The following is a 26,703-nucleotide window of genomic DNA, read 5'->3' as shown; positions in this document are numbered from 1 at the left end:
GGCAGGATCGTCGCCGAGGGCACCGCCGACCAGCTCAAGCGCCGCGTCCCCGGCGGCCACGTCCGCCTCCGCTTCACCGACCCCACCGCCTACCGGTCCGCGGCCACCACCCTCCAGGTGGCCACCCGGGACGACGAGACCCTCACCCTCCGGATCCCCAGCGGCGGCAGCCAGCGCGAACTGCGCTCCCTCCTCGACTGGCTGGACTCGGCCGGCATCGAGGCCGACGAACTGACCGTGCACACCCCCGACCTGGACGACGTCTTCTTCGCCCTCACCGGCCCCGGCGACACCACCGCGCTCCCCGCCCAGCCGACCCAGAACCAGGAGTCCGCCCGATGAGCACCCTCTCCCTCGCCGTCCGCGACTCGTCCACGATGCTCCGGCGCAACCTCCTGCACGCCCGCCGCTACCCCTCCCTCACCCTGAACCTGCTGCTCACGCCCGTGATGCTGCTCCTGCTCTTCGTCTACGTCTTCGGGGACGTGATGAGCGCCGGCACGGGCGGCGACGCGGACCGCGCCGCGTACGTCGCCTACGTGGTGCCGGGCATCCTGATGATGACCGTCGGCGGCACGGTGGTCGGGACCGCCGTCTCCGTCGCCAACGACATGAACGAGGGGATCATCGCCCGCTTCCGCACGATGGCGATCCACCGCCCGTCGATCCTCGTCGGCCACGTCGTCGGCAGCGTCCTCCAGTGCCTCATGAGCGTGCTCCTCGTCGGTGCCGTCGCCGTCGCCATCGGTTTCCGCTCCACCGGCGCCACCGCCCTCGAATGGCTCGCCGCCTTCGGCGTGACGGCCCTGATCGCCCTCGCGCTCACCTGGGTCGCCGTCGGCATGGGCCTGGTCTCGCCCAACGCGGAGGCCGCGTCCAACAACGCGCTCCCGCTGGTCGTCCTGCCGCTGATCTCCAGCGCGTTCGTGCCGATCGACTCGATGCCCGGCTGGTTCCGGCCGATCGCCGAGTACCAGCCCTTCACCCCGGCCATCGAGACCCTCCGCGGCCTCCTCCTCGGCACCGGGATCGGCCACAACGGCTGGCTCGCCGTCGCCTGGTGCGCCGGCCTCACCGTCCTCGGCTACTTCTGGTCGAAGGCCACCTTCGACCGCGACCCCTCCTGACCGCCCCCCCCTTCCAGCCCCCTTCCCGCCGCCGGGGCGGCGTGCCCGACAGCCGTCGGCGTACGCCGCCCCCGCCGCGTTCCCCCGCTACCGCGCCTCCCCCTCCCGCACCCGCGCGAGCAGCCGCTCGTAGACGGCACGCCGGTCGGGGCGGGCGTGCGACGCGGCCCGCCGGAGGGCCGGGACGGCCTCCGGTCCCGCGTGCAGGACGGCCGCCTCCGCCGCCCGCCGCACGACGGCCTGCCCGTGGTCGAGGAGCGCGACGAAGCGGGGGACGGCCGGCTCCCGGCGCGCCTGCGACAGCACCCGGATCGCACCGCGCACCACGTCCGGCCGGGCGTCGTCCAGCAGGACCTCGGTCAGCCGCAGATGCGCGTCACGGTCGAGCAGCACCCGCGCGGTCCGGTGCGCGTGCAGCCGTACGCCGGTGTCGGGGTGGACCAGCAGCTCCCGCAACGGCCCCTCGAACAGGGCCCCTTCGAAGGCCTTCGCGTGCTCGGTCAGATGGGCAAGGGCGCGCCGCACCCGCCGGGGCTCGGGCGACCGCAGCAGCTCGATCGCCTCCTCGTACGGCAGGACCGGGGAGGACGCGGGAGGACGCGGGGCGCGCTCGCGCAGGGTGCGGAGCGCGGCCTCCCGCCGTCCGGCGGCCTCCGGGCCGTGCAGCGGGCCGTCGACGAGGACGAGGCCGGCCTCGGGGTGGCGCCCGGCGAGCCGTTCCAGGACGGGGGTGCGCAGCAGCCGGCTGCCGGCGAGGAGGCCCAGCGGTCCCGGCTCCCCGGTGGCGAGCCGGCCCTCCAGGTGCCCCGCCAGGGCATCGGCGGGCAGTAGCCGCAGCGCGTCGAACGCGTCCCGCCGCGCCGCCTCCGGTCCGTGCTCCCACAGGTGCAGGAGCACCGGCAGCAGGAGCGGGAGGCGCCGGGCGCCGGGGCCGGAGGCCGCGGCGCGGGCGACCCGGCCGACCCGCGCGCCGTCCGTGCCGTCGAGGAGGTGCGCGGGGCCGGTCTCCGTCAGCGCCCGGCCCAGCGCGGACCGGAGCGCGTCCTCGGCGGGCTCGTCGATCCGGCCGCGCAGGTACGCGTCGAGCACGGTGGCGCGCGCGTCGGGTTCGGGCCACGCGAGCAGCGTGCGCGCGGCCCCGTTCCGCGCCCGCGGGTCGCCGGAGGCCAGGAGGGCGAGCAGCCGCTCCCGCTGCGCGGCGGACCGGGGCTGGTCCAGGTCGGCGGGCCGGGCGCGGCGCGGCGCGGGGTCCGCGGCGCGGGCGGCGTCCTCCGCGAGCGTCCACGGCGGCGCGTCCAGCGGCTGGAGCTCCGTCATCCAGTCGACGAGCGCGTCCCGTACGCCGGCGGACGCCCCGGCCTGTACGTCGACGAGGGCGGCGAGCAGCTCGCGCGAACCGACGGCGCGGGCCCGCTTCCGGTGGGCGGCGAGGTCCGCCACGCTCCGGGCGGAGTCCGCGAGTTCGCGGTACCAGGAAGGTCGCCCGTCCTGTACGCCGGTCCCGAAGGCCTCGCGCAGCAGCCGTGCGCGGGCGGCGTCCGGATCGGCCGCGAGCGCGGCGGCGCCGAGCTCGCGGTCGAGGTCGGCACGGCCGACGACGGCACCGGCGAGCCGCAGCAGCGGCAGCACGGAGCGGCGTCCCGGGGCCCGGGGGGCCAGGGCCCTGACGGACCGGACGAGTTCGCCGCGCACGTCCGGGCGCCGGTGCGCGGCGACCGCCTCCAGGATCTCCAGGAGGGCGTCCCGCGCCGGGCCCTCCGCCTCGGCCAGGCCGTCGAGGAGGACCGTGACGTGCCGGGCGAACGCGCCGCGCTCGTGGACGGTCCACGGAGCGGGGCAGATCCCGCCCGGCAGCACGGCGAGCACGGCCCGCCGCGCCCGCCGCGAGGTGGCGGCGAGCGCGAGCCAGTCGGAGAGGTACGGCCGCGACTCCCGCAGCCGCTCCGTCCGGCGGGGGCCGCCGTCCTCCGCGTGGCGCGTGGCGAGACCCAGCGCGGTGTCCGGGTCCCAGCCCTCCTCCACCAGGGAGCGGAGATCGGTCTCGTCCGGGTCCGGGACCGGCTCGCCGGGGAGCGCGGCGAGGAGCCGGTCGCGGGTGCGCGCGTCCGTCGCGCCGTCCGCCGCCGCGGTGACCGTGGCGGTGAGCGCGGTGCCGAGGAGGGCGCGGAGGGCGTCGAGGAGGAGGCCGCGCAGGCCGGGGTTGTCGGCGCGTCCGAGGTGGTGGAGGAGAGCGGGCACGGCGCGGGCCGTACCGGCGGTGGCGAGGGCGCGGGCGGCCGTCTTGCGGACGTTCATGGCGGGGTGGCCGAGGCAGCCGGCGATCGCGTCGGACGCCCAGCGGGCTCCCGCGTCGCCGAGGGCGCCGAGCGTCTGGCGGACGGTCTGCGGGTCCCGGTCGGGGCCGGTCATCGCGAGCAGGGTCGCCGACACGGCCGCGACGCCCTCGCCCGTGGCGTCCCGGGCGAGGAGGGCGACGGCGTGCTTGCGCACGTGCCGGTCGGGGTGGCGCAGGAACGGGTGCGCGCGGGACCGGACCGTCCGGTGCTGCGCCCCCGGAAGGTCGAGCAACACCCTGAGCAGGACGGCCTGTTCGCCCGCCGTGAGCCCGGGCCGCTCCAGCAGCCCGAGGACCAGGTCCGTGACGAGCGCGGGACCGGCGCCGGCGGGCAGGACGTCCAGCAGGCACACCGGCCGGATCCGGCCGCGCGCGTGCAGCCGCCGTCCGAGCGCCTCCAGCGCGTCCACGGCCTCCCGCGGCACCACCGGCTCCGCCTCTGGCACGGGCCCCGTGCCGCCGGGCTCCCATGCCGCGGCGGCCTCTCCGGCGATCCGCAGCAGCAGGTCGGCGAGGACGGGCAGCGTGCCCGGACCCGCGTGCGCGGCGAGCCGGCACAGGGCGGCGACGGGCTCGTCCGGGTCCAGGTGCGCGGCCAGCAGGGCGAGTTCACGCTCGTCGGGTCCGCCGAGGTCGGCGGCCATCCGGGCGGGCAGCGCGGCCGCGTCGACCCGTGCGATCAGCCGCCGCCGGACCCCGGGGTCGGTGTTCAGCAGCCAGACCAGCTCCAGGGCCTTCTTCCGGTGGGCCCGCACCGCCCGCTCCACGAGCGGCGCGGCCGGGCCGTCGAGGCCGAGGGCGGCACCCAGGAGGCGTACGGTCCGGTCGCCGCCGACGGCCTCCAGCGCGTCGAGCGCGTCGGCGGGCGCGTGCGGGAGGACGGCGAGGACGGCCGTCTCGGTGCCGGGGTCGCGAAGCGCGCGCAGGGCCCGCAGGAACGGCGCCGGATCGGAGGCGGCCGGTAGGACGCGGGCGATCTCGGCGGCCACCGGCAGGCCGCCGACCCCCTGCGCGTCCAGGGCGACGAGGAGGTCGAGGCGGCGCGGCCACGCCGGATCGCCGGGCGCGGTGTCGACCAGCAGGCGCAGCAGCGTGCGGCGCGACGTGAAGAGTACGGTCGCCACGGCGCCGGCCGGGACCGTGTGGTCGGCGAGGGCGAGGGCCAGCACCGCCGGGACGTCCGCGTCGGTGGCGAAGTGGCCGCGCCGGTGCATGGCGCGCAGGCAGTCCGTCGCCGGGCCGCCGAACAGCAGGGGGTCCGTCCCGGCGAGCTCCAGGAGGGCGGGCACGTCCTCGCGCCGCGCGGTCTCCCCGTACAGGGCCAGGGCCCGCCTCCGTACCCCGGGCGCCGCGTCCGGGTCGGCGGCGGCCCGCCACAGCGTCTCCCCGTGCCCGTGCGCGGCGGCGGTGAGGAGCGCCGCGCCGGCGGTCTCCGGCCCCAGCAGTCGGGTGAGGGCGGAGGCGGGCAGCGGCTCGACCGACGCCCAGGGCTCGGCGAGCGCGGCGAGCGCGCCGTTCACCACGGCGTCGGAGTCCGACCCCAGCAACCCCCGCAGCACGTCCCGCACGAACCCGGGACCGGCGCTCCCCGCCCGCAGCCCCTCCCGCGCCAGCCGCAGCGCCTCCCCCTCCAGCACGGCGTCCCCGCTCCCGGCCAGCACGCGGACGAGCTCCGCGTCCCCCGCCTCCACCCCCCGGACGGCCTGGTACAGCTCCTCCCCCGGCTCCTCGCGCCGCGCCACCACCGGATCCCGTACGAGCTCCGCCCGCAGCAGGGCCACCCGCACGGCCGGCACCCCCACCCCCGCCGACCAGCCCCGCCACCCGGGCGGGACCCCGCCCCCGGCGACGAGCACGAGCGCCGCCTCGGCACTCACCGGCTCCGACTCCGGCGACGGACTCTGAGGACGCGGACCGGGCAGCGGCTTCGGCAGGTTCGGCAGGGGGCTCACCCCGGGATCGTACGGTCCCCGCCCCGACGGCCCGCGACGTGCCTGCGCGCTTCCCGGCCCGCCCCCGTGCGGTCCGGCGTCACAGCGCCCCCCGCTCCGGTTCCCCCCTCAGCCCGCATCCGCCTTCCGCAGAACGTAGGGGTCCCCGCCGTCGGGGTCGCCGGCGTACACGAAGATCTTCGGGTGCTCCGGGCTTCCGTAGACGCTCCACGGCTCCATGGCGCAGCCGTCGACGGTGACCGAGATCCCCTGCGACCACGGGCTGTCGCCCCGCTGGTACGACCAGGTCCCGCTGCCGCTGCACGTGGCGGCCGGCACCCCGGCGTCGCCCGTGAAGTCGTGGGCCTCGACGCGGACGGCCGTGACCCCGCCGTCCGCTGTGAAGGTCAGCGCTCCGCCCCTGCCGTCGGACCAGGTGCCCGCGATCCGTTCGTCGTCCAGCCACGGAGGCTCGTAGGCCGCCCCGGCCCACAGGACGGCGCCGGCGACCGCCCAGGCGGTGACGACGGCGAGCGTCCCCCACAGCGCCAGCCGTCCGGCCAGCGCGCGGTCCGACAGCCGCGGGCGGCCCGTCGGCAGCAGCCCGCGCGCGATCAGGGCGGGAACGGCGAGCGCCACCGTCCCGGCGGCCCAGACGGCGAGGGCCGCCACCGATCCCAGCACCCCCGAGAGGCGGCCGGCCGCGACCGCCGCGGCGGTCACCGCCCCGGCCACCACCGGGACCCACCACCACGTCTCGCGGCCCGAGCACCGCCTCCCCAGCCACCCCGCCCCGGCGAGGACCGGCGCCACGACCGCGGCCGACGTCACCAGCGCGGCGACCCCGGCCGCCACCAGCAGGAACGGCGTGGCCAGGATCAGGAGAAACAGGCCGATCGCGCTCTCCGAGCGGCCGGTCGTCTCCAGCGACTCGTACCAGACGTGAAAAGCGAGCACACCGGTCACGGCTTCGACGAGGAGCACCGCCGTCGAGGTCATGAGGACGTGGTCGAGCCGGTCCCCCACGCGCGCGTGGCGGCCTCCTCCCCTCCCCGACGTCATTTCTGAACACATTCAAATCCCCTCCCGCCCCGTATCCTGCCGCATGCCCGGGCGGCCCGCACGACCGGGCCCCTCGCGGAAACCGGAACGAGCCGGCGCCGGTGCGCCCGGCAGACTCGGGCCGCCAGGAGGAGGGTTCGCACGTGCACGTGAGGGACAGGGCCGGCCGGGCCGCCGACGCCCCGGGGGCGTACGAGACGCACGTCGCCGTCGGCCGCGGGACCGAGGACGAGCGGGCCCGGCTGGAGGCGTGGGCGGACTCGCTCGTGCTGCGCGGCAGCGTGCTGAGCCGGAGACCGTCCTGAGGGAGGCCGACGGGGGCCGGGCCGGCTCGGCCGGCCCCTGGACCTTGACGTGTTCGAGAAGGCCGCCCGCGAGGTCGACCGGTCGGCCTTCCCGGACGACCGGGGCGCCGGGGCGGAGACCGGCCGCTCCGCGCGCGAGGAGCTGACCGACCGCCTGCTGACCGCGCAGGCCCCGGCGTTCGTCCCCTGACCGGCCGTCCGGCCCGGGCCCCGACGGGGCAGGGGGGCGTTGTCAGACCCCCACGCCAAGATGGACCCATGACCGCGATTCCCGCCGCTGAGGCGCACCTCGTCCTGTCCAGCCCCGCCGCCTACGAGGCCGCGCTCGACCGGCTGCGCGCCGCGTCCGGCGCCTACTACGCGGGCGAGAACAGCCCGTTGGACGACGCCTCGTACGACGCGCTGCGCCTGGCCGTGCTGGCGTGGGAGGAGGCCCACCCGGGCGGGGCACCGGGGTCGCCGACGGGCCTGGTCGCCGACGGCGCCGCACCCGAGGGCGACGTCGCGCACACGACGCGCCTGCTCAGCCTGGACAACGTGTTCGGTCCCGAGCAGCTGATCGCCTGGGGCGCCTCGCTCCAGCGGCGGCTCGGCCGCGAGGCCGAGGGCGGGTTCACCGTCGAGCCGAAGCTGGACGGGGCCGCGATCGCCGCCCGTTACCGGGACGGGAAGCTCGTGCGGGTCGTCACCCGGGGCGACGGCACGCACGGCGAGGACGTCAGCCACGTCGTGGGCTCCGTCGTCGGACTGCCGGAACTGCTGGCCGAGCCGCTGACCTTCGAGGTGCGGGGCGAAGTGCTCTTCACCCACGAGCAGTTCGAGACCGCGCAGGAGGTCCGCGCGGCGCACGGCGGCACGCCGTTCGCCAACCCGCGGAACGCGGTGGCGGGGACGCTGCGGGCGAAGGACCGGCCGTACCGGCTGGAGATGACGTTCTGGGCGTACGGCGCCGTGGACCTGGACGGCGGATCGTTTCTGCCCGCCGGGGCGACGCACGCCGAGGTCCTGGCGGCCGTCGCCGCGGCCGGTGTCAGGACGACCGCCGACACCCCCGCCGGGCTGCACGTGGTCGGCACCATCGCCGAGGCGCAGGCCCGGGTGGACGCGATCGGCGCGCTGCGCGCCGGGCTGCCGTTCGGCATCGACGGCGTGGTCGTGAAGGCGAACAGCGCGGCCGAGCAGGCCGAGGCCGGTCTCGGAAGCCGCTTCCCGTACTGGGCCATCGCGTACAAGCTGTCGGCCGTGGAGCGCCAGACGGTGCTGCGGGAGGTCGTGTGGGAGGTGGGCCGCACCGGCGTCCTCGCGCCGACCGCGCTCCTCGACCCCGTCGAGATCGACGGCTCGACGGTCTCCCGCGCCACCCTCCACAACCCGGCGGACATCGCCCGCCGCGACCTCCACCTCGGCGACACGGTGACCGTCTACAAGGCCGGCGACATCATCCCGCGCGTGCAGGCGCCCGTGGTCGAACTGCGCCCCGAGGGCGCCGTCCCGGTCCCGCTGCCCGCCACCTGCCCGAACTGCGACGGCGAGATCGACAAGACCCAGGAGCGCTGGCGGTGCGCGAAGGGCGCGGGCTGCGCGCTCGCCCCCCTGATCGCGTACGCGGCCGGGCGCGACGTCCTCGACGTCGACGGCCTCGGCAAGACGTACATCAAGGCCCTGATCGACGCCGGACTGGTCACCGACGTGGCCGACCTCTTCACCCTCACCGAGGAGCAGCTGACGGTCGCCGCCGGCAGCGCCCGGCGCGGCGCGAAGCTGGCCGAGCAGTTCGAGCTGGCCCGCAGCCGCCCGCTGAGCCGGGTCTTCTGCGCCCTCGGCATCCGGGGCACCGGCCGCCGCATGTCGCGGCGGCTCGCGGCCCACTTCGGCACGATGGAGGCGATCCGCGCCGCGAGCGCCGAGGACCTCCTCGCCGTGGAGGGCATCGGCCCGGAGAAGGCCCCCGTCGTCGTCGCCGAACTGGCCGCCCTCGCCCCGGTCGTCGACAAGCTGATCGCGGCGGGCGTGAACATGACCGAGCCCGAGCGGCCCGGCCGGCCGGAGGGCGAGCCCGGCACGGACGGCGAGGCCGCCGCTCCCGCCGGAGGTCCGCTCGCGGGCCGGACGGTGGTCGTCACCGGGAAGATGACCGGCCGGCTGGACGGCTACGGCCGCTCGCAGATGAACGAGCTGATCGAGCGGGCCGGCGGCCGCGCGGGCAGCGGCGTCAACGCGAAGACCACCTACCTCGTCTCCGCCCCGTCCGCCACGGGCAAGCCCAGCTCGAAGGCGGTCGCCGCGGAGAAGCTCGGCGTCGAGGTCCTCACCCCGGAGGCCTTCGCCGTCCTCGTCGCCGACTACCTCGGCTGACGCGGACGCGGGCACCGGACCGCCCGCACACGGCTCCGGCCGGTCCCCCACCAGGGGAACCGGCCGGAAAGGCGGGGCGCGGGTCCGCGCCACGGGCCTCAGCGCTCGGTCGTACCGCCCTGCGAGGAGGTGCGCCGGCGCGGGCGCCGCTCGCCGCCGCGCGCGGTCGTGGCGGCACCGTCGCCCTTGGCACCCGTCCCCGCCGCTCCGGCGGATCCGGTACGCCGGGCGGTGCCGCGGCCACCGGCCGCGGAGGTACGGCCACCGGTCGCGGAGGCGCCGCCGGCGGTCTTCGCCCCGGCTCCCGCCGCGGGCCGGCGGCCGGAGCCCCGGCCGCCCGTCTTGGCGGGCGCCTCGGACGCCCCGCTCGCCGCGCCGCCGGCACCGCCACCGCCGCCACGGCGCCGGCGGGACGGGCGGGCGCCGCCCTCGCCCGCGGGCTTGCGGCCGGCGCGGGAGGCCGCCGGGGCGGCCTGCTGGGGCACCTCGATGGTGACCGCGACGCCGGACGGCTCGCGGGCGCCCGTCAGGGTGGTCAGTTCCTCGTCGCCGGACCTGAGGCGGGTCGTCCGGGGCTGGATGCCCGCGTCCCGCATCAGCCGGGTGACCTCGTGCTTCTGCTCGGGCAGGACCAGCGTGACGACGCTGCCGGAGCCGCCGGCCCGGGCGGTGCGGCCGCCGCGGTGCAGGTAGTCCTTGTGGTCGCCCGGCGGGTCGACGTTCACGACGAGGTCGAGGTCGTCGATGTGGATGCCGCGGGCCGCGACGTTCGTCGCCACCAGCGCGGTGACCTGGCCGGTCTTGAACTGCTCCAGCGTGCGGTTGCGCTGCGGCTGGGTGCGGCCGCCGTGCAGGGCCGCCGCCCGGACGCCGACGGACAGCAGCCGCTTGGCGAGCCGGTCGGCCGACCGCTTGGTGTCGAGGAAGAGGATGACCCGGCCGTCGCGGGCCGCGATGCGGGTGGTGACGGCCTTCTTGTCGGTCACGTCCTGCACGTGGAGCACGTGGTGCTCCATCGTGGTCACCGCGCCCGCGGACGGGTCGACGGAGTGCACCACGGGGTCGGTCAGGAAGCGCTTCACCAGCTGGTCGATGTTCCGGTCCAGGGTGGCGGAGAAGAGCATCCGCTGCCCGTCGTCCCGCACCTGCTTGATCAGCTTGGTGATCTGCGGCAGGAAGCCCATGTCGGTCATCTGGTCGGCCTCGTCCAGCACGGTGATGCGGACGTCGTCCAGGACGCAGTCGCCGCGCTCGACGAGGTCGTTGAGGCGGCCGGGGCTGGCCACGACCACCTCGACGCCGCGCCGCAGCGTGGCGGCCTGCTTGGTGATCGAGAGCCCGCCGACGATGGTGGTCATCCGGAGGTTCACCGCGGTCGCGTAGGGGGCCAGGGAGTCCGTGACCTGCTGCGCGAGCTCACGGGTGGGCACCAGGACCAGCGCGAGCGGCGCCTTGGACTCGGCCCGCAGACCGGCCGTACGGGCCAGCAGCGCGAGCCCGAAGGCGAGGGTCTTGCCGGAGCCGGTGCGGCCCCGCGCCAGCACGTCACGGCCGGCGAGCGAGTCGGGCAGGGTGGCGCCCTGGATGGGGAAGGGCGTGGTCACGCCCTGCGCGGTGAGGGTCGCCAGCAGTCCCGCGGGCATGTCGAGGCCCTCGAACTCCTCCACGGCGGGGAGGGCGGGCGTCGCGCTCTCCGGCATCCGGAATTCGCTGGAGGACGCGGAGGAGGGAGTCTGAACCGGAGCTGCGGAAGCTCGCTTGTTCGACTTCCGGGGCGGCCTGCGGGACATAGGGGGTTCTGCCTTTCTTCGAACAGCACAAACCGGGGTCCGCACCACGAAGGTGCGAACCCCGGTGAGCGACGGACAAGCGTCCGGCAATCAGGCGGGGACGATGTTCTCCGCCTGCGGGCCCTTCTGGCCCTGCGTGACGTCGAAGGAGACCCGCTGGCCCTCCTGGAGCTCACGGAAGCCCTGGGTGGCGATGTTCGAGTAGTGCGCGAACACGTCCGGACCGCCACCGTCCTGCTCGATGAAGCCGAAGCCCTTCTCCGAGTTGAACCACTTCACGGTTCCCTGTGCCATGATTTTCTCCTTCTGTAGGCAGAGGCCCCATCCGGAGATGCCGGTAAAAACGAAATATGCGCCCGCGGAAAAGCATTCCGGTCAGGCGCACATAGGTTCATGGGTACCACAACTGCAACAAGTCCACTTTAGCACGTCCGACGCCGGATGGTGATCGACACCCCACTCCGGCGTGGCGGACGCGGTCCCCGCCGTCACGCGGTGAGGGCGGCCAGCAGGTTGGCGACGATCATCAGGACGACCCCGAGCCGGTGCACGGCGAAGCCGGTGCGGCGGGCCCGCATGATGTCGCCGGTCCGGAAGCCGAGCAGGTACTGCCGCAGCCGCAGCAGCGAGGCGGGCAGCATCACCAGGACGAACCACCAGGGGGCGACGCCCACCAGGCTCGCGACGGCGATCGTCAGGAACTCCACGAGCGACAGCGTGCCGATGAACCGGGCGTTGCCGCGCTCCGAGGTCAGGGCGGCCACGGTGGGACGGCCCACCGCCCGGTCGCCGTCGACGTCGTTGGTGTTGGAGTAGACGCCGAACATCAGCGGCCCGAAGCCGAAGAGGACCGCCTGGACCAGCAGGAAGCCGGTGGCCCGTCCGGTGACCATGCCGTACGGCAGGATGACCAGCGCGAAGCCCAGGGCGACGAGATAGAGCTCCTGGAAGCCGTGGTAGCTGAGCTTGACCCCGTACGAGTACTGGAGGGTCACCACCCACAGCACGACGAGGCCGATCGCGGTCCACGCCGGGCGGTGCGGCGCGAGGGCGGCGGTCACCGCGAACAGCAGGGCCGCCAGGACGGCACTGGCCCAGGCGAACCGCAGCGCCTCCGGCACCTTCAGCGCGCCCGCCACCAGCGGCTTGCGGTTCACGTTGCGCAGCGGGTGGTCGGGACCGTAATTGGTGATGTCGCTGCCGTCGCGGAAGCCCGTGACGTCGTCGAAGGCGGTCATCGCCATCAGCAGGAAGACCTGCCCGACGAGGAAGACGCCGAAGAGCGCGCCGGTGCGCCCGGTGAGCGTGCCGGCCGGCAGCAGCACGGCGGACAGGGCGATGAAGGTGCCCAGGTAGTAGTCGTAGACGTCCAGCTTGCCGAGGCGCGCGTAGGTCCGGAGCCGGCCGCCGGCGGAGGACGGGGGCGGGGACGGCGGCGCGGGGGTCCCGGCGGGCGCGGTGGTCGTCGTGAGCGTGGAGTCGGTCATGTCGCCTCGGAGCGTGGGGTGGTCAGGGGGGTACGGGCGGGGCGGCGGCCCTGCACGGAGTAGAGGACGCCGGTGGCGGCGGCGAAGTCCGGGGAGCGCGTCATCGCGCCGAGCCGGTCCAGCTCGGCGGCGGTGAAGCCGTTGTCGAGCAGCCGGGGCGCGAGGTGGGCGAGGTGGTGGAGCTGGAGGCCGAGCGCGGGCGTGCCGGGGGCGCGCACCAGCACGTGCGGCCGGATCCGGATGCCGGTCAGGCCGGCCTCGCGCAGCGCGGCGGGCGCCCGGCGGCCCCAGGTGGGGTCGCCGCCCGCGGCGCGCATCAGCGTCGTCTTGGCCCTGGTGAACCGCTCGTACAGCCGGGCGTCCTCCGGGGAGGGCGCGAGGAGGCAGGGCTCGTGGCCGGCGTCGAACTCGTCGACCTGGAGGAGGCCGCCCGGCACGAGCGCGCCGGCCAGCCGTCGCAGGACGGCCTGCCGCTCGGGCAGGTGCTGGAGGACCAGGCGGGCGACGACGACGTCGTAGGCCTCCTCGGGCAGCGGGTCGGCGACGACGTCGTGGGCGAGGACGGTCAGTCCGGGTTCCGGCGCGATCCGGCCGGGTTTGATGTCGGTGGCGGTGACGGTGCCGCCGGGCGAGACCAGCCGGAGCAGCGCGCGGGAGACGCTGCCCGCCCCGGCGCCGATCTCCAGGCAGCGCATGCCGGGGGCCACCCCCGCCTCGCGGAGGTGGCCGAGGGTCAGCGGGTCGAGCGCCGCTTCGAGGGAGGCGTGGTGGCGGTCGCTGTGCGGGCTGTCGTTGTCGAAGACGTAGCCGCTGGACGCGGGCGGGCTCGCGGTCATGTCCAGCGGCCGGTGCCGCAGGTCTCGGTGCTGCCGGTGAGCCGTTCGAGGAGGGCCGCGCGGCGGACCTTCCCGGTGCCGGTGCGCGGCACGTCGTCCCAGGCGACCACGACGGGTTCGGCGAGCGGCGGGAGCCCGTCCGCGGCCCGTTTCCAGCCGGCCGGGTCGAGGGTGCCGTCCTCGGTGACCACGACGGGCAGCGGGTCGGCGCCGGTCCTGGCGAGGACGACGCACTCCAGGGCCCCGGGGAGCCGGTCCTCCAGCATGTCCTCGGCCTGGAGGCAGCTGAATCCGGGGAGGTGGTCGACCTCCCGGTCGAGGAGCCGGACGCTGCCGTCGCGGGCGATCGTCCCGATGTCCCCGGTGCTCCACCAGGAGCCGTGCGTCTTGGCCGCCCAGCGCTCCGACTCGCCCGGGTAGTCCGGGGCGAGGGCCTTGGTGCGGCACAGGAGGAGCCCGGGGGTCCCGGCGGGCACCGGGAGGAAGGTCTCGGGGTCGACGGCCTTCAGCCGGGTCTTCAGGGGGACGGGCCGCCCGAGGTCGCGCACGGTCGTCGCGGTGCCGTCGGCGGCCCGGGCGACGGAGCGGCGGGTGTGGAAGGCGAAGGTCAGGGGGCCGGTCTCGCTCTGCCCCCAGCCCTGCATCCAGAGCGGCCGGCGCCGCGTGCTGGCCTGGAGGTAGGACCGGATGACCGGGGGGTGCACGGCGTCGTAGGTGCTGATGTAGGTCCGTACGTCCTGGAAGGGGTTGTCCAGGCGGCGGGTCAGCGGGCGCAGCCGTACGTAGCGGGACGGGAGCGCCTCGACGACGGTCGGCGGGTGGGCGCGCAGCAGGAGGTCGGCCGTGTCGGGCCGGCCTTCGGAGCAGAGCGAGATGTGCCGGGGCCCGCGGACGGGGGCGACGGCCGTCCAGCAGATGGTGCGGCCGTGGGCGTAGGAGCTGGCGTTGAAGAGGCTGTCGTCGCGGCGCAGGCCGATGCGGGGCGTCGGCAGGGTCTCGAACCGGGCGAGGTGGTGGATGAGGGTGCGGGTGGTGTGGGAGACCAGTTTCGGCACCCCGGTGGTGCCGCTGGTGTGGACGACGACCAGGGGGGCGTCGTCGTCGCGGGGGTGCGGTCCGGGGTCGGCGTGGCCGCTCAGCTCGTCGAGGTGGACGGTGCCGGGCGGCGGCTCTCCGTGGCGGCCGAGGACGATCGTGGTGCGGGCCGTCCCGGCGAGGCCGGCCGCCGGGTCGCGGCCGAGGACGTCGGGGTCGGTGACGAGGACGCGGGGGGCGCAGCGGTCCAGGAGGACGCGCAGGACCTCGGGGGCGAGCCGGTCGGAGAGCTTCACCGGGACGGCGCCGGTGCGGATGGCGGCGCAGGCGATGAGGTCGTAGTCCCAGTGGTTGGCCTTGACGATCGCGACCCGCTCGCCTGGACCGGCCCCGGCGGCGGCGAGCGCGCCGGCGGTCTCCCGGACGAGCAGGGCGAGCTCCGGGACGGTCCATTCGGTGGCGCCGTCGCCGGTGGGCGAGGGCGCCAGGTCGAAGGGGCGGTCGAGGTGGTAGCGGGTGGGGGTGCCTGCGTCGGCGAGTTCGTCGAAGAGGACGCCCGGGTCGTGGGGGGTCATGCGGCGGTCTCCTGCCGGGTGGTACGGCCCCGGCGCGGGGCGAGGTGGGCGAGGACGCGGGCGGCGGCGAGCGCGCCCGAGCGGGCGGCGCCCTCGCTGGAGGGCCGGGCGGCGACCCAGTCCCCGGCGTACTCGACGGAGCGCGTCGGCCGGCGCAGGAACGCGGCGCGCACGGCGAGGGCCCGGGGGGTGAGCTCGGGCATGGCCTCGGGCCAGTGGTGGACGTGGGTCGCGGTGAGCGCGGCGCCGAGGCCGGGCACGTAGCGTTCCGCGGCGTCGGCGAGTCTGCGGGCGGCCTCGTCCTCGCTCGTGTCCGCGAGTTCGGGGATGTGGCGCGGGGCGGCGAGCAGGCTGACCAGGCCGCGGCCCTCGGGGGCCCGGTCGGGGCACTTGAGGTGGTCGGCGATGACGCAGGAGAGCAGCGGTTCCTCGCACTCCGGGGTGAGCAGGGCGTAGGCGCCGCCGCGCGGGGCGAGGGGGCGGTCGAGGGCGCAGCTGACCTTGAACATGGGCCGGTAGGTGGAGGCTGCCGGGTAGCCGGCGTCGGCCGGGACGGGGCCCCGGGTGAGCCGCACGGCGGCCGGGGCGGGCACGGCGAGGACCACCGCGCGGGCGGTGAGGGCGGTGCCGTCGACGGTGAGCCGGGCGTGCGTCCCGTGGTCGGTGACCTCCTCGACCGGCCGGCCGTAGCGGGTCTCCAGGCCGGCGGCGAGACGGGTGGCGAGCAGGTCCATGCCGCCCCGGTAGGTGCGCCAGGCGGAGACCGGTCCGACGGCGAGGAGCAGGCCGACCAGGGGTGCGGCGGAGCTGCGTCCGGCGTCCCATCCGAAGAAGGCGGAGGACAGCGGCTGGAGCAGGTGGTCGTGGAGGTCGGGGTGGTAGCGGCGGGCGGCGGCGGCGACGGTGTCGGAGCCGAGCGGCGTGGTCTCGGGGTGGTCGTGGTCGAGTTCGGCGCGGTGGCGTCCGCTCCAGGCGAGGAAGCGGGCCAGTGAGGGCCGGGCGGCGGGGACGAGTCCGGCGCCGGTGAGGACGGCGCGGGGTTCGCCGACGCCGTTGTGCGGGCGTCCGCCGCGCCAGACGGCCATGGGGCGGCCGATGCGGGGCACCTCGTCGGGGGTGAGGCCGGCCCGGCGGATGAGCTGCCAGGTGGCGCGGTAGCCCTGGGCGGAGATCTGCTCGGCCCCGGTGTCGATGAGGTAGCCGTCGCGGTGGATGCTGCGCATCCGTCCGCCGGGGGCGTCGGCGGCCTCGAAGACGCACACCTCGTGGCCGTTGCGGCTTAGTTCGTGGGCCGCGGCGAGTCCGGCGATTCCGGAGCCGACGACGGCGATGTCGAGATCAGGGGTCATGCGGGGGTACTCCGTGCGGGGCTGGGGGTGGCGGCACGGCCTGCCCGGGGCGGTGCGGTCACCCGCGGGTGCGCAGGGCGTGGGTGCGGACGGCCTCGGTGACGTGCTCGACCTGGGCGTCGGTGAGCCGGTGGTGGACGGGGAGGGAGAGGTGCCGGCGGGCGGCGTCCCGGGCGTGCGGCAGGCCGGGTCCCGGGCGGGCCGCGGCGACGGGGGCGAAGGCGGCCTGCTCGGGCAGGGTCCTCGGGTAGTAGACGTGGGTGTCGACGCCGGCGGCGGAGAGGTGGTCGCGCAGGGCGTCCCGGTCGTCGGCGAGCAGGGTGTAGACGTAGTGGCAGCGGCCGTCGGTGCCGGGCGGCGGGGTGGTGAGGCCGGGCAGGCCGGTGAGGTGCTCGGTGTAGTGGGCGGCGATCCGGGCGCGGCGCTCCAGGCGGGCGGTGAGGCCGGCGAGCCGGTGCAGCTGGAAGGCGGCCTGGATCTCGTCGAAGCGGCTGTTGACGCCGATCCGGTGGTGGAGGAAGCGGTTGACGCCGTCCTGGCCGTGGTTGCGGAGCATGCGGACGGTGCGGGCGGTCTCCTCGTCCCTGGTGACGACGGCGCCGCCCTCGCCGGGCATCCCGAAGGACTTGACCTGGACGAAGGAGTAGAGCCCTGCGTCGCCCCACAGTCCGGCGGGGGTGCCGTCGAGGACGGCGCCCTGGGCGACGGCGGAGTCCTCGATCAGCCGCAGGCCGTGGGTGACGGCGAGGGTGACGAAGCGGGGCATGTCGGCCATGACGGAGAACATGTGGGCCGGCATCAGCGCCTTGGTCCGCGTGCCGATGCGGGTCTCCGCGTCGGCGGGGTCGAGGGTGAGGGTGCGGGGGTCGATGTCGCCGAAGACGGGGACGGCGCCCGTGTGCAGGACGGCGGCGGCGAGCGGGGCGCAGCCGAAGGCGGGGACCACGACCTCGTCGCCGGGGCCGATGCCGAGGGCGGTGAGGATCAGGTGGAGGGCGGAGGTGCCGCTGGAGCAGGCGATGACGTCGGTGGCGCCGAGCCGCTCGCGCAGGGCGTCCTCGAAGCGGCGGGTGTGGTCGCCGAGGATGAACTTCTGGTCCGCGCCGGTGCCGATCTCGTACAGGAGCCGCAGCAGGGTCTCGCGGTCCTCGTGGAAGAGGTCGGGCGGGAAGAAGGGGACGCGGTCGCCGGGGGCGGCGGCGGTTTCGGCGGCCCGGTCGCTGGTGGTGGTCATGCGGGCACCTTCCCGGTGTGGAACGCGCGGACGACGGCGCAGACCCGGGCCACCTCGGCCTCGGTGAGGTCGGCGTAGAGCGGCAGGGCGAGGGCCCGGCGGGAGGCGGCCTCGGCGACGGGGAAGTCGCCCGGGCGGTGGCCGAGTTCCCGGAAGCAGGGCTGGAGGTGCAGGGGCAGCGGGTAGTACGCCTCGGTGCCGATGCCCTGGTCCTGGAGGTGGGCGGCGAGTTCGTCGCGCCGGTCGGTCTCGATCAGGTAGACGTAGAAGACCTCGTCGGGGGCGCCGGTGATCGCGGGCAGCCGGGTGATGCCGGGCGAGTCCCGCAGCCCCTCGTCGTAGCGGCGGGCGAGCACGGCCCGGTGGCGGATGTCCTCGTCGAGGACCGCCAGTTTGGCGAGCAGGACGGCGGCCTGGAGGTCGTCCATCTTGCTGTTGTGGCCGATGTGCACGCTCTCGTTCGAGATGCCGGGGAAGTGGGCGAGGGTGCGCCCGGTGCGGCCGTGGTGCCGGAGCGCGGCCACGTGCTCGGCGAGGTCGTCGTCGTCGGTGAGGACGGCTCCCGCGTCGCCGAGCGCGCCGAGCGTCTTGCTGGGGAAGAACGACAGCACGCCGCCGCGTCCGTGCAGTCCGGCGTGGACGCCGTTCTGCCGCATGCCGATGCCCTCGGCGCTGTCCTCCAGGAGGGTCAGTCCCCGCTCGGCGGCGTGGGCGGAGAGGGCCGCCATGTCGGCCATCCGCGAGAAGAGGTGCACCGGCAGCACGAACCGGGCGCCGTCCGCCGCCTCTTCGCCGATCGTCCCGGGACTCATGGCGTACGTGTCCGGGTCGACGTCCGTGAAGACGGGCCGGCCGCCGGCCAGGACGACGGAGCTGGCGGTGGCGACGAACGAGTACGCGGGGACGAGGACCCGGTCCCCCGGGCGCAGGCCGCACGCCTGGAGGAGCAGGACGAGGGCGTCGGTCCCGCTGTTCACCCCGATCACGTGGCGGGCCCCGGTGTACTGCGCGAGGGCCTTTTCCAGACGGCCGACCCGGCGGGAATGCGAGAACTTGCCGTCGGCGAAAATCTCGTCCACTCCGGCGCGGAGATCCGGCCAGATCTTTTCGAACGTCTTCGCCTGGGAGAAAAAGGGAATGCTGGATCGCGTCACGCGGAAACAATTCTTCTCGGCCGACTGGACGCCGGCGTCAACTGGGGCCCACTGCAAGGCCCGAGAGGGATGAAGGGCAGGTAGGGGCCCACCCTTGAAAGCTGCCGTGCGAGCGTAACAGTACGAAGATTGGAGTCACGAATCCCTCATGGAAATTCATACTTCTCGGTGATCATGCCTCCGATTTCCTTGACCGATGTCGCGCGGCACGGAGAGATTCTTCGCTGCGCCCCGCCCGAACCATCGGAATGGAACAACCGTATGAAGCAGCCCCTGATCGTCGGACTGGGCCGTGCCGGCTCAGGGTTGCACCTGCGGGCCCTGCGCGCCGCCCGCGACCGGGCACCGGACCTCTGGCGGGGACCGGTCGTCGCCGTCGACCCCCGGCCCGGGGAGCGGGCCCCGGTGCCGGACGGCGTCACCGTCACCCCGACCCTGGCCGAGGCGCGGGCCCTGCTGCCCCCGGACCGCGCCGTCGTCCACCTGTGCACCCCGCCCGACAGCCGCCCCGCCGTCCTCGCCGAGCTCTGCGCCGCCGGCTACCGCGACCTGATCGTGGAGAAGCCGCTGGCCACCGGCGACCCGGAGCGGGCCGCCGTCGCCGAACTGCGGGCCCGGCACGGACTGCGCCTCGCCGTGGTGGCGCACTGGCCCGCCTCCGGCCTGGCCGACCGCCTGCGCGCGCTGATCGACGCGGGCACGCTCGGGCGGCTGCGGCGCATCGACGTCACCCAGCACAAGCCGCGCTTCACCCGCTCGCTGCGCACCGACGACGGCCATCCCACGGCGTTCGACGTGGAGTTGCCGCACTCGCTCGGCCTGGTCCTGTCGCTGGCGGGGCCGGCCGAGGTCACCGGGGCCCGCCTGACGGACCTGCGGATCGGCCGTGCGGTCCGCCCCGGCCTGGGCTCCGCGCTCCTCGAACTGCTCCACGCGAACGGCGTGCGGACCCGCCTCCACTCCGACCTCACCGCACCGGTGCGGGAGCGCCGGGTCGCCCTCGCCTTCGACCACGGCACCGCCGTCGGCCACTTCGCCCCGAGCGACGCCGACGACCACGTCCAGCTCGACGTCGACGGGCGGCTGGAGGTGTTCCGCGACGACGCGCTGACCGCCTTCCTGCACCGGGCGTACACCCGCTTCGCCGACGCCCCGGCCGAAGACCCCACCTGGGACGCGGACTTCGCCCTGCACACCGAGGTGGTGCGGCTCCTCGGCGAGGCCAAGCGGCGGTGCGCGGCCGACCCGGCCGGCGAGCGACACGAGGAGGCACCCCGTGTCGCGGCCCGTTGACCTGACCGGCCGGATCACCGGCATCGGCGACGAGGCGGCCCCCGGCCTGGCGGAACAGATCGCCGTCGCCCGCGAACTGGGCTGGTCCGCGCTGGAGTTGCGCAGCCTCGACGGCACCGCGCTGGCCGAGCTGTCCGCACCGGCCGTACGGGACGCGGCCGAGCGGCTGCACGCGGCGGACCTCGGCGTGGTCTGCCTCGACTCCCGCATCGGCAACTGGGCCCGCCCGGTCACCGGCCCCTTCTCCGCCGACCTGGAGGAGCTGGAGCGGCTCGCCGAGCACGGGCGGGTGCTGGGCTGCCGCAGCCTGCGCGTCATGTCGTGGACCGACGGCGGACTGCCCGAGGAGGAGTGGGCGGCCGAGGCGATCGACCGCATGCGCCGGCTGGCCCGCCGCGCGGAGCGGCTCGGCGTCGAACTGCTCCACGAGAACTGCGCCGGCTGGGCCGGTTCCGACGCCTCCCGCACGCTCCGGATGCTCGCCGAGGTGGACAGCCCGGCGCTGCGCGTCCTCTTCGACATCGGCAACGGCGTGCCGTACGGGTACGACGGCCACGCGCTCCTCGCACGGCTGCTGCCGCACGTCGCCCACGTCCACGTCAAGGACGCGCTGCCCGGCGACCGTCCCGGCGAGGCCGTCTACACCCTGCCCGGCGAGGGCGTCGCCCGGGTCGCGGACTGCGTGCGGCTCCTGGAGGAGCACGGCTACCGGGGGGCGTACTCCCTCGAACCCCATCTGGCGGTGGTCCCGCACGCCGGGGTCCGGGGCGAGGGCACCGACACGGCGGGCCCGTTCGTCCGGGCCGCCCGCCGCCTGGCCGCCCTGCCCGTCCCACCGCTGTCCACCCCCGCCGCCCTCTCCCCGGGCACGGTCCCCGCCCCGGCCGCCGCCCCCGGCCAGGTGCCGAAACCCCCCCGACCGGGCCGCGTCGACACCGGCCTGCTGCTCCACCTGCTGCACACCCCCACCGCGGGCCCCCTGGAGACCGGCCCCGACGCGCCCCACCACCTGACGGCCGCCCTGCGCTCCTACGCCACGGCGGCGGCGCGGATCGGATTCGAGACGGTGAGCCTCGGCTCCCCCGCCCCCGGGGTGGTGCTGCGCGACGACACCCCGCGGCCCGTACGGCGCGCGGTCGCCGCCGACCCGTCGTTCCTGGAGCGCCAGCCGAGCCTGCTGCTGCGCCTCGGCCCCGAACTGCCCCGCGAGCGCACGGTGATGTTCAACGTGCACCTGGACACCGTCGCGGGCGGCGAGCCCCCCGCGTACGACGGGGTCCGCTTCCACGGCCGGGGCGCCGTCGACGCGAAGGGCCCGGCGGTCGCGCTGCTCGCCGGTGTCGAGGCCGCCGCCGCGGACCACCCGGCGATCGGCCGGGACGTGACGGTGCTGGTGCAGGCGGTGGCGGGCGAGGAGGGCGGGGCGCTGGGCACCTTCGGCACCCGGCCGCTCGTGGAGGCCGGGCACGTCGGAAGGCTCAACGTGTTCTGCGAGCCGACCGGGCTGCGCCACCTGCCCCGCGCGACGGCCGCCGCCACCGCCCGCGTCACGGTCGACGGCGAGGACGCCGTCGACGACCGGCCCGGCGCCGGGCACAACGCCACCGTCCTGCTCGGCTTCCTGGCCCAGCACCTCGCCGCCGCCCTCGGCCCGGCCCCCTCCGGGGGTCCCCCGCCCACGGTCTGCGTGGCGGGGCTGCACACCGGCACGCTGCACAACAAGGTGCACGGCACCGGCAGTCTGCTGCTCAACCTGGCGTACGCCACCGCGGAGGCCGGCGCCGCCGTCGAGCGGGCGCTCGCCCGCGCCCTCGACGAGGGGCTGCGGGAGTTCACCGCCCGCTTCTCCGGCATCCCCCTCTTCGCGCGGACCGCGGCCGACGCGGCCCGGATCACCAGGCTGGAGTGGGAGAAGCGCGGACTGCCCGCGCTCGGCGCCCAACCCGCCTGGGGCGAGGAGCTGCTGGCCCGGGCGGGCATCGCCCGCTGGCCCGACGACGAGCCGGGCTTCACCTGTGACGCGATCTGGCTCGACGGCGCGGACTCCGCCTTCACCACGGTGTTCGGCCCGGGCGAGCTGGACGCCAACCGGGCGCACGCGCCCGGCGAGTTCGTCGACCTGGCCGACCTGGAGGCGTTCGCGGCCCGCACGGCCGCGCTGTTGACCGCCTTCGCCGACGACCTCCGGTACGGCGCGGAGCACCGCGCCGCACCGGTCTCCACCGAGAAAGCAGGAACCGCATGACGTCCACGCTGTCCGACGGCGCCGTACCCCGGAGCGCCGGCCCGGCGCCCGGTGACGGGCGGGAGGTGACCGTCGCGTACGAGACGCTGCTCGACGAGACCGCCGCCTTCTTCGCCCGGCTCGGAGTCCCCGGGGGCCGGGCCCGGCTCGCCGCCGAGGCGCTCTGCTACGGCGACCTGACCGGCATGGACTCGCACGGCGTGTTCAACCTGGGCCGCCTGTACCGGCCGCTCCTGGAGTCCGGCGGCGCCGACCCCGCCGCCGAACCGCGCGTCCTGCGCGACCTGGGCGCCTGCGTCGTCCTCGACCACCGGCGGGCGCTCGGGCTGTGGGCGGCGTCGGAGGCGATGGACCTCGCGGCCGAGCGCGCGGCCCGCTCCGGCATCGGCCTCGTGTCGGTGCGGGGCGCCACCCACTTCGGCTGCGCGGGCGTCCACGCGAAGCGGGCCGCCGACCGGGGCATGATCGGCGTCGTCGCCTCCAACTGCGGCGGGCAGCGCATCGCCCGCCCGCCGCTCGGCGCCGCCGCCCTGCTGGGGACCAATCCGCTGAGCGTGGCGGCCCCGGCCGTGGAGGGACGCCCGTTCGTCCTGGACATGAGCACCACCGTCGTCCCCACCGGCCGGATCCGCACCGCGGCCCGCGACGGGCGGGAGGCCCCCGAGGGCTGGCTCACCGACGACGCCGGGCACCCGGTGCGGGACGCCGGCGCCTACGACCGGGGCGAGGCCTGGCTGGGCTGGCTCGGCGGCACCCCCGCCACCGGCGCCTTCAAGGGCTTCGGCCTCGGACTGGCGGTGGAACTGCTGGCCGCCGTGCTGCCCGGCGCGGCCACCGGCCCCACCCCCGCCGCCCTGGAGGGCGACGGCAGGCCGGGCGGCACCGACGACGACATCGGCTTCCTCGTCCTCGCCATCGCCCCCGGCGCGCTCCGCGACGGCTTCGACGACGACGCCCGCGCGATGTTCGGCACCGTACTGGACTGCCCTCCGCAGCCGGGCCGGGGACCGGTCCGCTACCCCGGGCACCCGGAGGCCGAGCGCGCCGAGCGGCGGCGCGCCTGCGGCGTCCCGCTCTCCGCCCCGCTCCACGCCGAACTGACCGCCCTCGGGCTCCGGCTCCCGCTCGCCCCCGAGGAGGACCGGTGACCCCGCCCCCGGAGGACGAGCCGCTGCGGCTGGGCATCGCCGGACTCGGCGTGATCTCCCGCTTCTACGCGGCCGCCGCCGAGCGGATGCCCGAGTGGGAGGTCGCCGCCGTCTGCGACCTGCGTGAGGAGGCCCTGGAGCCGTTCCGCGGCCGGGCCGCCTGCCACACCGACCACCGGGCGATGCTCGCCGCCGGCGCGCTGGACGCCCTGGTCGTCGCCGTGCCCAACCACGCGCACGCCGAGGTGTGCGCGGACGCGCTGCGCGCCGGGGTGCCGGTGTGCGTGGAGAAGCCGCTCGCCCTGGACCCGGCGGAGGGCCGGCGGCTGGCGGCGCTGTCCCGGGAGTACGGCGTCCCGGTCCTCACGGCCTTCCACCGGCGCTACAACGACCGCGTCCTGGCCCTGCTCGACCGGCTGCCCGGCCGGGACTCGCCGGTGCGGGTGGAGTCGGTCACGGTGCGCTACCTGGAGCGGATCGAGGAGCACATCGGGGCGGACACCTGGTACCTGGACCCGGCCCGCTGCGGCGGCGGCTGCGTCGCGGACAACGGCCCCAACGCCTTCGACCTGGTCCGGCTGCTGCTGGGCGAGACGCCGTCGGAGGTCGTGGCCGCGGAGGTGGTGCGGGACGCGGCCGGCACCGACCGGCAGGCCGTGGTCGAGCTGGCGGGGCCGGGCGGGCGGGGACGGGTGGAGCTGGACTGGTCGTACCCCGGGGAGGTGAAGGACGTCGTGGTGCGTCTCGACGACGGCACCGAGCTCTCGGCGGACATGCTGGGCGGCCGGCCCGCCTTCAAGGAGTCGCTGTGGCACGAGTACGAGGGCGTCCTGCGGGACGTCGCCGCGCTGCGCGACCTGCCGGACCCGTCCCGGGCCGTCGAGGGCGGCCTGGCCGCGCTCGAACTGGTCGCCGCCGTCTACGCCATGGAGGCCTCGTCCGGTCTCCCGGCGCCGCGCGCCGCCCGGGAACCCCGCCCCGCCCCGCGACCGGAGCCCCGATGACCGCCCTCCCCGCCCCCTCGCCGTCCCTGGACTCCGGCCGGCACGAGAACGGCGCCAAGCGAGCGGTGCGCGGCACGCTGGTCAAGGTGCTGCTGCACGAGCGTACGGACCGGGGCATGGCCCTGGAGCCGTTCGCGGCCCGCTGTGTCCGCCGCGGCGAGGTGCACGAGCTGCTGACGACCGACCGGTGGACCGACGAGCCGGGCGCCCGGGTGGACCGGGTCGGCTTCCTCGGCTTCGTGGAGCTGGAGAACGGCGGCGTCCTCGACCGGGGGGACCGGGTGCTGATCGGCGGCGAGCCGGTCGGCGCCGTGCTCGGCTTCGACGGCTGCCACCTGCCCAACCACTACAACATCGTGGTCCACGCCCCCCGGCTGCTGACCGGCCGGTCCCTGGGGCTCGTGCCGGAGACCCCCGTGCTCTTCGTGCCGTCCGGGTGAGCGGGTCCGTACACGGAGAAGGGCCGGCCGGCTCCCCCTGAGGGGTGCCGGCCGGCCGCTGTCCGCTCCGGTGCCGGACTCAGCCGAGCAGCTCGACGTCGAGCTCACCGGTGTGGAACTGACGCACCGCGTCGAGCAGCTCGGCCTCGGACAGCGTGCCGCTGCCGTCGGCGTCGATCTGCTGGAAGGCCGCGCGGCCCTCCTTCTCGCCCAGGCCGATCGCCTTCAGCCACACGGCGAACTCGGCCTCGTCGATGACGCCGTCGTTGTCCTTGTCGGCCAGGGCGACGATGCCCTTGGTGACCGGGCCGAGGACCGGGTTGAAGGTGGCGGCGCCACCCTCGACGACCTCACCGGCGGCCTGGAGGAACTGGGTGCGGCTGAGCGGGCCCTGCTCCGCCACGCCCGCCTTGGCGGCGAGGAGCCCGAACATCGCGATGAAGCCGTCGCGCAGCTGGGCGCCCTTCGCGGAGTCGGGGTTCTCGCCGAAGGCGGAGGCGATCTTGGCGGCCTCGGTGACGAAGTCCGAGACCTCCAGCACGCCGTTGTTGTCCGTGTCCCACTTCTCGAAGCGCTTCACCAGACGGTCCTGAGCGACTGCCGTGGCCATGATTTCTCCTTGTGATTCCAAATGCTGCCGTTCGGACGGGCGTCCGGACGGTCCTTCCCGCGGTCCTGGTCACGGACGGGTGACCGGGCCGGAGATCTACGGGGCGTGACGCGGCGTCAGAGCCGCACCACGCGTCTGCCCTCCGCGGCGCCCCGGGTGTCCAGGACGGGGCAGGCGGCGAGGTCCCAGTCGGCGGAGCGGTACTCGGCGTGCTCCTGGAGGAGCACGACCAGGTCGCTGCCGGTGAGGGCGTGGGCGCGCGAACGCTGCCGGGGGACGGGGATGCCGTCCACCTCGAAGCGCTCGACGTACGGGTCGTGGTAGGTGAGCCGGGTGCCGAGGGCGCCGAGCGCGCGGGCCACGGCGTAGGCCGGTGACTCCCTGGTGTCGGAGATGTCGGCCTTGTAGGCGACGCCGAGCAGGGTGACGCGGGCTTCGGCGGGGTCCTTGCCGGCTTCGACGAGCAGGTCCCGGGCGCGTTCGGCGACGTGCTCCGGCATCGCGTCGAGGACGGCGCGGGCGGCGCCCAGGGTGCGGAAGGTGAAGCCCTGTGCGGCGGCGTGGGTCATCAGGTAGCGGGGGTCGACGGGGATGCAGTGGCCGCCGACTCCGGGGCCGGGCCTGAACGCGGTGAAGCCGAAGGGCTTGGTGTCCGCGCAGCGCAGCACGTCCCAGATGTCGATGCCGACCCGGTCGCAGTAGACGGCGATCTCGTCGACCAGGGCGATGTTGACGTACCGGTAGGCGTTCTCGAGGAGTTTGGCCATCTCCGCCTCCCGGGTCCCGGCGGCGACGACGACCTCGTCGACGAGCCGCTCGTAGAACGCGGTGGCGTGCTTGGCGCAGAGGGTGGTGCAGCCGCTGACGACCTTCGGTGTGGTGCGCAGGCTGTAGCGGCGGTTGCCGGGGTCGATGCGCTCGGGGGAGTACGCCAGGTGGAAGTCCTCGCCGACGCGCAGTCCGTGCGCTTCGAGGAGGGGCCGGACGATCTCCTCCGTGGTGCCCGGGTGGCTGGTGGACTCGACGCAGACCAGCACGCCGGGTTCCAGGTGGCGGGCCACGGTGCGAACCGCCGAGGTCAGCGGCAGCAGGTCCGGTTCGCCGGACTCGGTGAGGCCGGTGGGCACGCAGATGACGACGGTGTGGGCACCCGCGAGGATGCCGGGATCGGTTCCGGCCCGGAACCCCGCCGCGTACATCGCGGCGATGTCCTCGTCGGGGATGTCCTCGATGTGGGAGCGCCCCCGGTCCAGCCCCTCGACGACGTCGGCGCCGATGTCGTAGCCGACGGTCGCCAGCCCCGCCTCGCAGGCCCTGCGGGCCAGCGGAAGACCGACGTAGCCGAGACCGACCACGGCGACTTCTGTGAACATGCGTCGCTCCCCCGT

Annotated in this window: 21 protein-coding genes and 1 pseudogene; 10 read left to right on the top strand and 12 right to left on the bottom strand. The window is 75.9% G+C overall.

Going from position 1 to position 26,703, the window contains the following annotated elements:
* Both ACF1ED_RS34500 and ACF1ED_RS34495 read left to right on the top strand, forming a co-directional pair.
* Positions 1 to 342 (top strand): annotated as a pseudogene (locus ACF1ED_RS34500) (ABC transporter); the annotation flags it as partial.
* Positions 339 to 1,127 (top strand): ABC transporter permease, encoded by a 789-nt coding sequence (locus tag ACF1ED_RS34495; RefSeq protein ID WP_391767300.1) that lies wholly within the window; start codon positions 339 to 341, stop codon positions 1,125 to 1,127. The pseudogene ACF1ED_RS34500 and the gene ACF1ED_RS34495, both read left to right, overlap by 4 nt.
* Positions 1,128 to 1,214: 87 nt before the next feature.
* Here the strand turns inward: ACF1ED_RS34495 and ACF1ED_RS34490 are convergent, their stop codons facing one another.
* Both ACF1ED_RS34490 and ACF1ED_RS34485 read right to left on the bottom strand, forming a co-directional pair.
* Positions 1,215 to 5,414 carry a HEAT repeat domain-containing protein gene (locus tag ACF1ED_RS34490; RefSeq protein WP_391767299.1) on the bottom strand — a complete coding sequence of 1,400 codons (4,200 nt, stop codon included), beginning with the start codon at positions 5,412 to 5,414 and terminating at the stop codon, positions 1,215 to 1,217.
* 108 nt (positions 5,415 to 5,522) lie between these two features.
* Positions 5,523 to 6,419, bottom strand: a complete 897-nt coding sequence (locus tag ACF1ED_RS34485; protein ID WP_391767298.1) for a hypothetical protein — start codon at positions 6,417 to 6,419, stop codon at positions 5,523 to 5,525.
* A 179-nt stretch (positions 6,420 to 6,598) separates the two neighbouring features.
* On the opposite strand from ACF1ED_RS34485, the gene ACF1ED_RS34480 reads away from it, so the two are divergent.
* From ACF1ED_RS34480 to ligA, 3 genes are all read left to right on the top strand, one after another.
* Complete coding sequence (locus tag ACF1ED_RS34480) at positions 6,599 to 6,760, top strand: hypothetical protein (protein ID WP_391767297.1); 162 nt, start codon at positions 6,599 to 6,601, stop codon at positions 6,758 to 6,760.
* 49 nt (positions 6,761 to 6,809) lie between these two features.
* Positions 6,810 to 6,950: a hypothetical protein gene (locus tag ACF1ED_RS34475; protein WP_391767296.1), complete on the top strand. Its 141-nt coding sequence runs from the start codon at positions 6,810 to 6,812 to the stop codon at positions 6,948 to 6,950.
* A 68-nt stretch (positions 6,951 to 7,018) separates the two neighbouring features.
* The gene (gene ligA / locus ACF1ED_RS34470; RefSeq protein WP_391767295.1) at positions 7,019 to 9,115 is read left to right on the top strand and encodes an NAD-dependent DNA ligase LigA; all 2,097 of its coding nucleotides are present in this window, start codon (positions 7,019 to 7,021) and stop codon (positions 9,113 to 9,115) included.
* A 98-nt stretch (positions 9,116 to 9,213) separates the two neighbouring features.
* Here the strand turns inward: ligA and ACF1ED_RS34465 are convergent, their stop codons facing one another.
* The 8 genes from ACF1ED_RS34465 to ACF1ED_RS34430 all read right to left on the bottom strand — a co-directional run bounded on the left by ACF1ED_RS34465 (position 9,214) and on the right by ACF1ED_RS34430 (position 18,500).
* On the bottom strand, positions 9,214 to 10,905 hold the full coding sequence (locus ACF1ED_RS34465; RefSeq protein ID WP_391767294.1) for a DEAD/DEAH box helicase: 1,692 nt from the start codon (positions 10,903 to 10,905) through the stop codon (positions 9,214 to 9,216).
* A gap of 90 nt (positions 10,906 to 10,995) precedes the next feature.
* Positions 10,996 to 11,199, bottom strand: a complete 204-nt coding sequence (locus ACF1ED_RS34460; RefSeq protein ID WP_007502648.1) for a cold-shock protein — start codon at positions 11,197 to 11,199, stop codon at positions 10,996 to 10,998.
* A gap of 194 nt (positions 11,200 to 11,393) precedes the next feature.
* Positions 11,394 to 12,392 (bottom strand): UbiA family prenyltransferase, encoded by a 999-nt coding sequence (locus tag ACF1ED_RS34455; RefSeq protein ID WP_391767293.1) that lies wholly within the window; start codon positions 12,390 to 12,392, stop codon positions 11,394 to 11,396.
* Positions 12,389 to 13,228 carry a class I SAM-dependent methyltransferase gene (locus ACF1ED_RS34450; RefSeq protein WP_391767292.1) on the bottom strand — a complete coding sequence of 280 codons (840 nt, stop codon included), beginning with the start codon at positions 13,226 to 13,228 and terminating at the stop codon, positions 12,389 to 12,391. Before ACF1ED_RS34450 ends, ACF1ED_RS34455 begins: the two co-directional genes overlap by 4 nt.
* On the bottom strand, positions 13,225 to 14,838 hold the full coding sequence (locus ACF1ED_RS34445) for an AMP-binding protein (RefSeq protein ID WP_391767291.1): 1,614 nt from the start codon (positions 14,836 to 14,838) through the stop codon (positions 13,225 to 13,227). Before ACF1ED_RS34445 ends, ACF1ED_RS34450 begins: the two co-directional genes overlap by 4 nt.
* A complete protein-coding gene (locus ACF1ED_RS34440; protein WP_391767290.1) occupies positions 14,835 to 16,187 on the bottom strand; it encodes a protoporphyrinogen/coproporphyrinogen oxidase in 1,353 nt (450 codons plus the stop codon). The genes ACF1ED_RS34445 and ACF1ED_RS34440 overlap by 4 nt, the downstream gene beginning before the upstream one ends.
* A gap of 58 nt (positions 16,188 to 16,245) precedes the next feature.
* Positions 16,246 to 17,421 (bottom strand): DegT/DnrJ/EryC1/StrS family aminotransferase, encoded by a 1,176-nt coding sequence (locus ACF1ED_RS34435; protein WP_391767289.1) that lies wholly within the window; start codon positions 17,419 to 17,421, stop codon positions 16,246 to 16,248.
* Positions 17,418 to 18,500, bottom strand: coding sequence for a DegT/DnrJ/EryC1/StrS family aminotransferase (locus ACF1ED_RS34430; protein WP_391767288.1), 1,083 nt, complete (start codon positions 18,498 to 18,500; stop codon positions 17,418 to 17,420). Before ACF1ED_RS34430 ends, ACF1ED_RS34435 begins: the two co-directional genes overlap by 4 nt.
* Before the next feature lie 336 nt (positions 18,501 to 18,836).
* Here ACF1ED_RS34430 and ACF1ED_RS34425 point away from each other — a divergent pair, with 336 nt between their 5' ends.
* Genes ACF1ED_RS34425 through ACF1ED_RS34405 form a run of 5 tightly spaced genes read left to right on the top strand, consistent with a single transcriptional unit; the run spans position 18,837 to position 24,705 of the window.
* Complete coding sequence (locus ACF1ED_RS34425; protein WP_391767287.1) at positions 18,837 to 19,868, top strand: Gfo/Idh/MocA family oxidoreductase; 1,032 nt, start codon at positions 18,837 to 18,839, stop codon at positions 19,866 to 19,868.
* Complete coding sequence (locus tag ACF1ED_RS34420; RefSeq protein WP_391767286.1) at positions 19,852 to 22,113, top strand: M20/M25/M40 family metallo-hydrolase; 2,262 nt, start codon at positions 19,852 to 19,854, stop codon at positions 22,111 to 22,113. The genes ACF1ED_RS34425 and ACF1ED_RS34420 overlap by 17 nt, the downstream gene beginning before the upstream one ends.
* Entirely contained in the window at positions 22,110 to 23,261 is a 1,152-nt protein-coding gene (locus tag ACF1ED_RS34415; protein ID WP_391767285.1) for an Ldh family oxidoreductase, read from the top strand. Before ACF1ED_RS34420 ends, ACF1ED_RS34415 begins: the two co-directional genes overlap by 4 nt.
* Positions 23,258 to 24,265: a Gfo/Idh/MocA family protein gene (locus ACF1ED_RS34410; RefSeq protein WP_391767284.1), complete on the top strand. Its 1,008-nt coding sequence runs from the start codon at positions 23,258 to 23,260 to the stop codon at positions 24,263 to 24,265. Before ACF1ED_RS34415 ends, ACF1ED_RS34410 begins: the two co-directional genes overlap by 4 nt.
* A complete protein-coding gene (locus ACF1ED_RS34405) occupies positions 24,262 to 24,705 on the top strand; it encodes a DUF6917 domain-containing protein (RefSeq protein WP_391767283.1) in 444 nt (147 codons plus the stop codon). Before ACF1ED_RS34410 ends, ACF1ED_RS34405 begins: the two co-directional genes overlap by 4 nt.
* Positions 24,706 to 24,784: 79 nt before the next feature.
* Here ACF1ED_RS34405 and ACF1ED_RS34400 read toward each other — a convergent pair whose 3' ends face one another.
* Positions 24,785 to 25,315, bottom strand: coding sequence for an EF-hand domain-containing protein (locus ACF1ED_RS34400; RefSeq protein WP_391767282.1), 531 nt, complete (start codon positions 25,313 to 25,315; stop codon positions 24,785 to 24,787).
* Between the two features lie 116 nt (positions 25,316 to 25,431).
* The gene (locus tag ACF1ED_RS34395) at positions 25,432 to 26,688 is read right to left on the bottom strand and encodes a nucleotide sugar dehydrogenase (protein WP_391767281.1); all 1,257 of its coding nucleotides are present in this window, start codon (positions 26,686 to 26,688) and stop codon (positions 25,432 to 25,434) included.
* Positions 26,689 to 26,703: the final 15 nt, after the last annotated feature.

Origin of the sequence: Streptomyces sp. NPDC014656, assembly GCF_043084305.1 — a bacterium.
Lineage (GTDB): Bacteria > Actinomycetota > Actinomycetes > Streptomycetales > Streptomycetaceae > Streptomyces.
The sequence above is the reverse complement of the archived record's forward strand: the minus strand, read 5'-3'. Positions and strand labels throughout refer to the sequence as shown.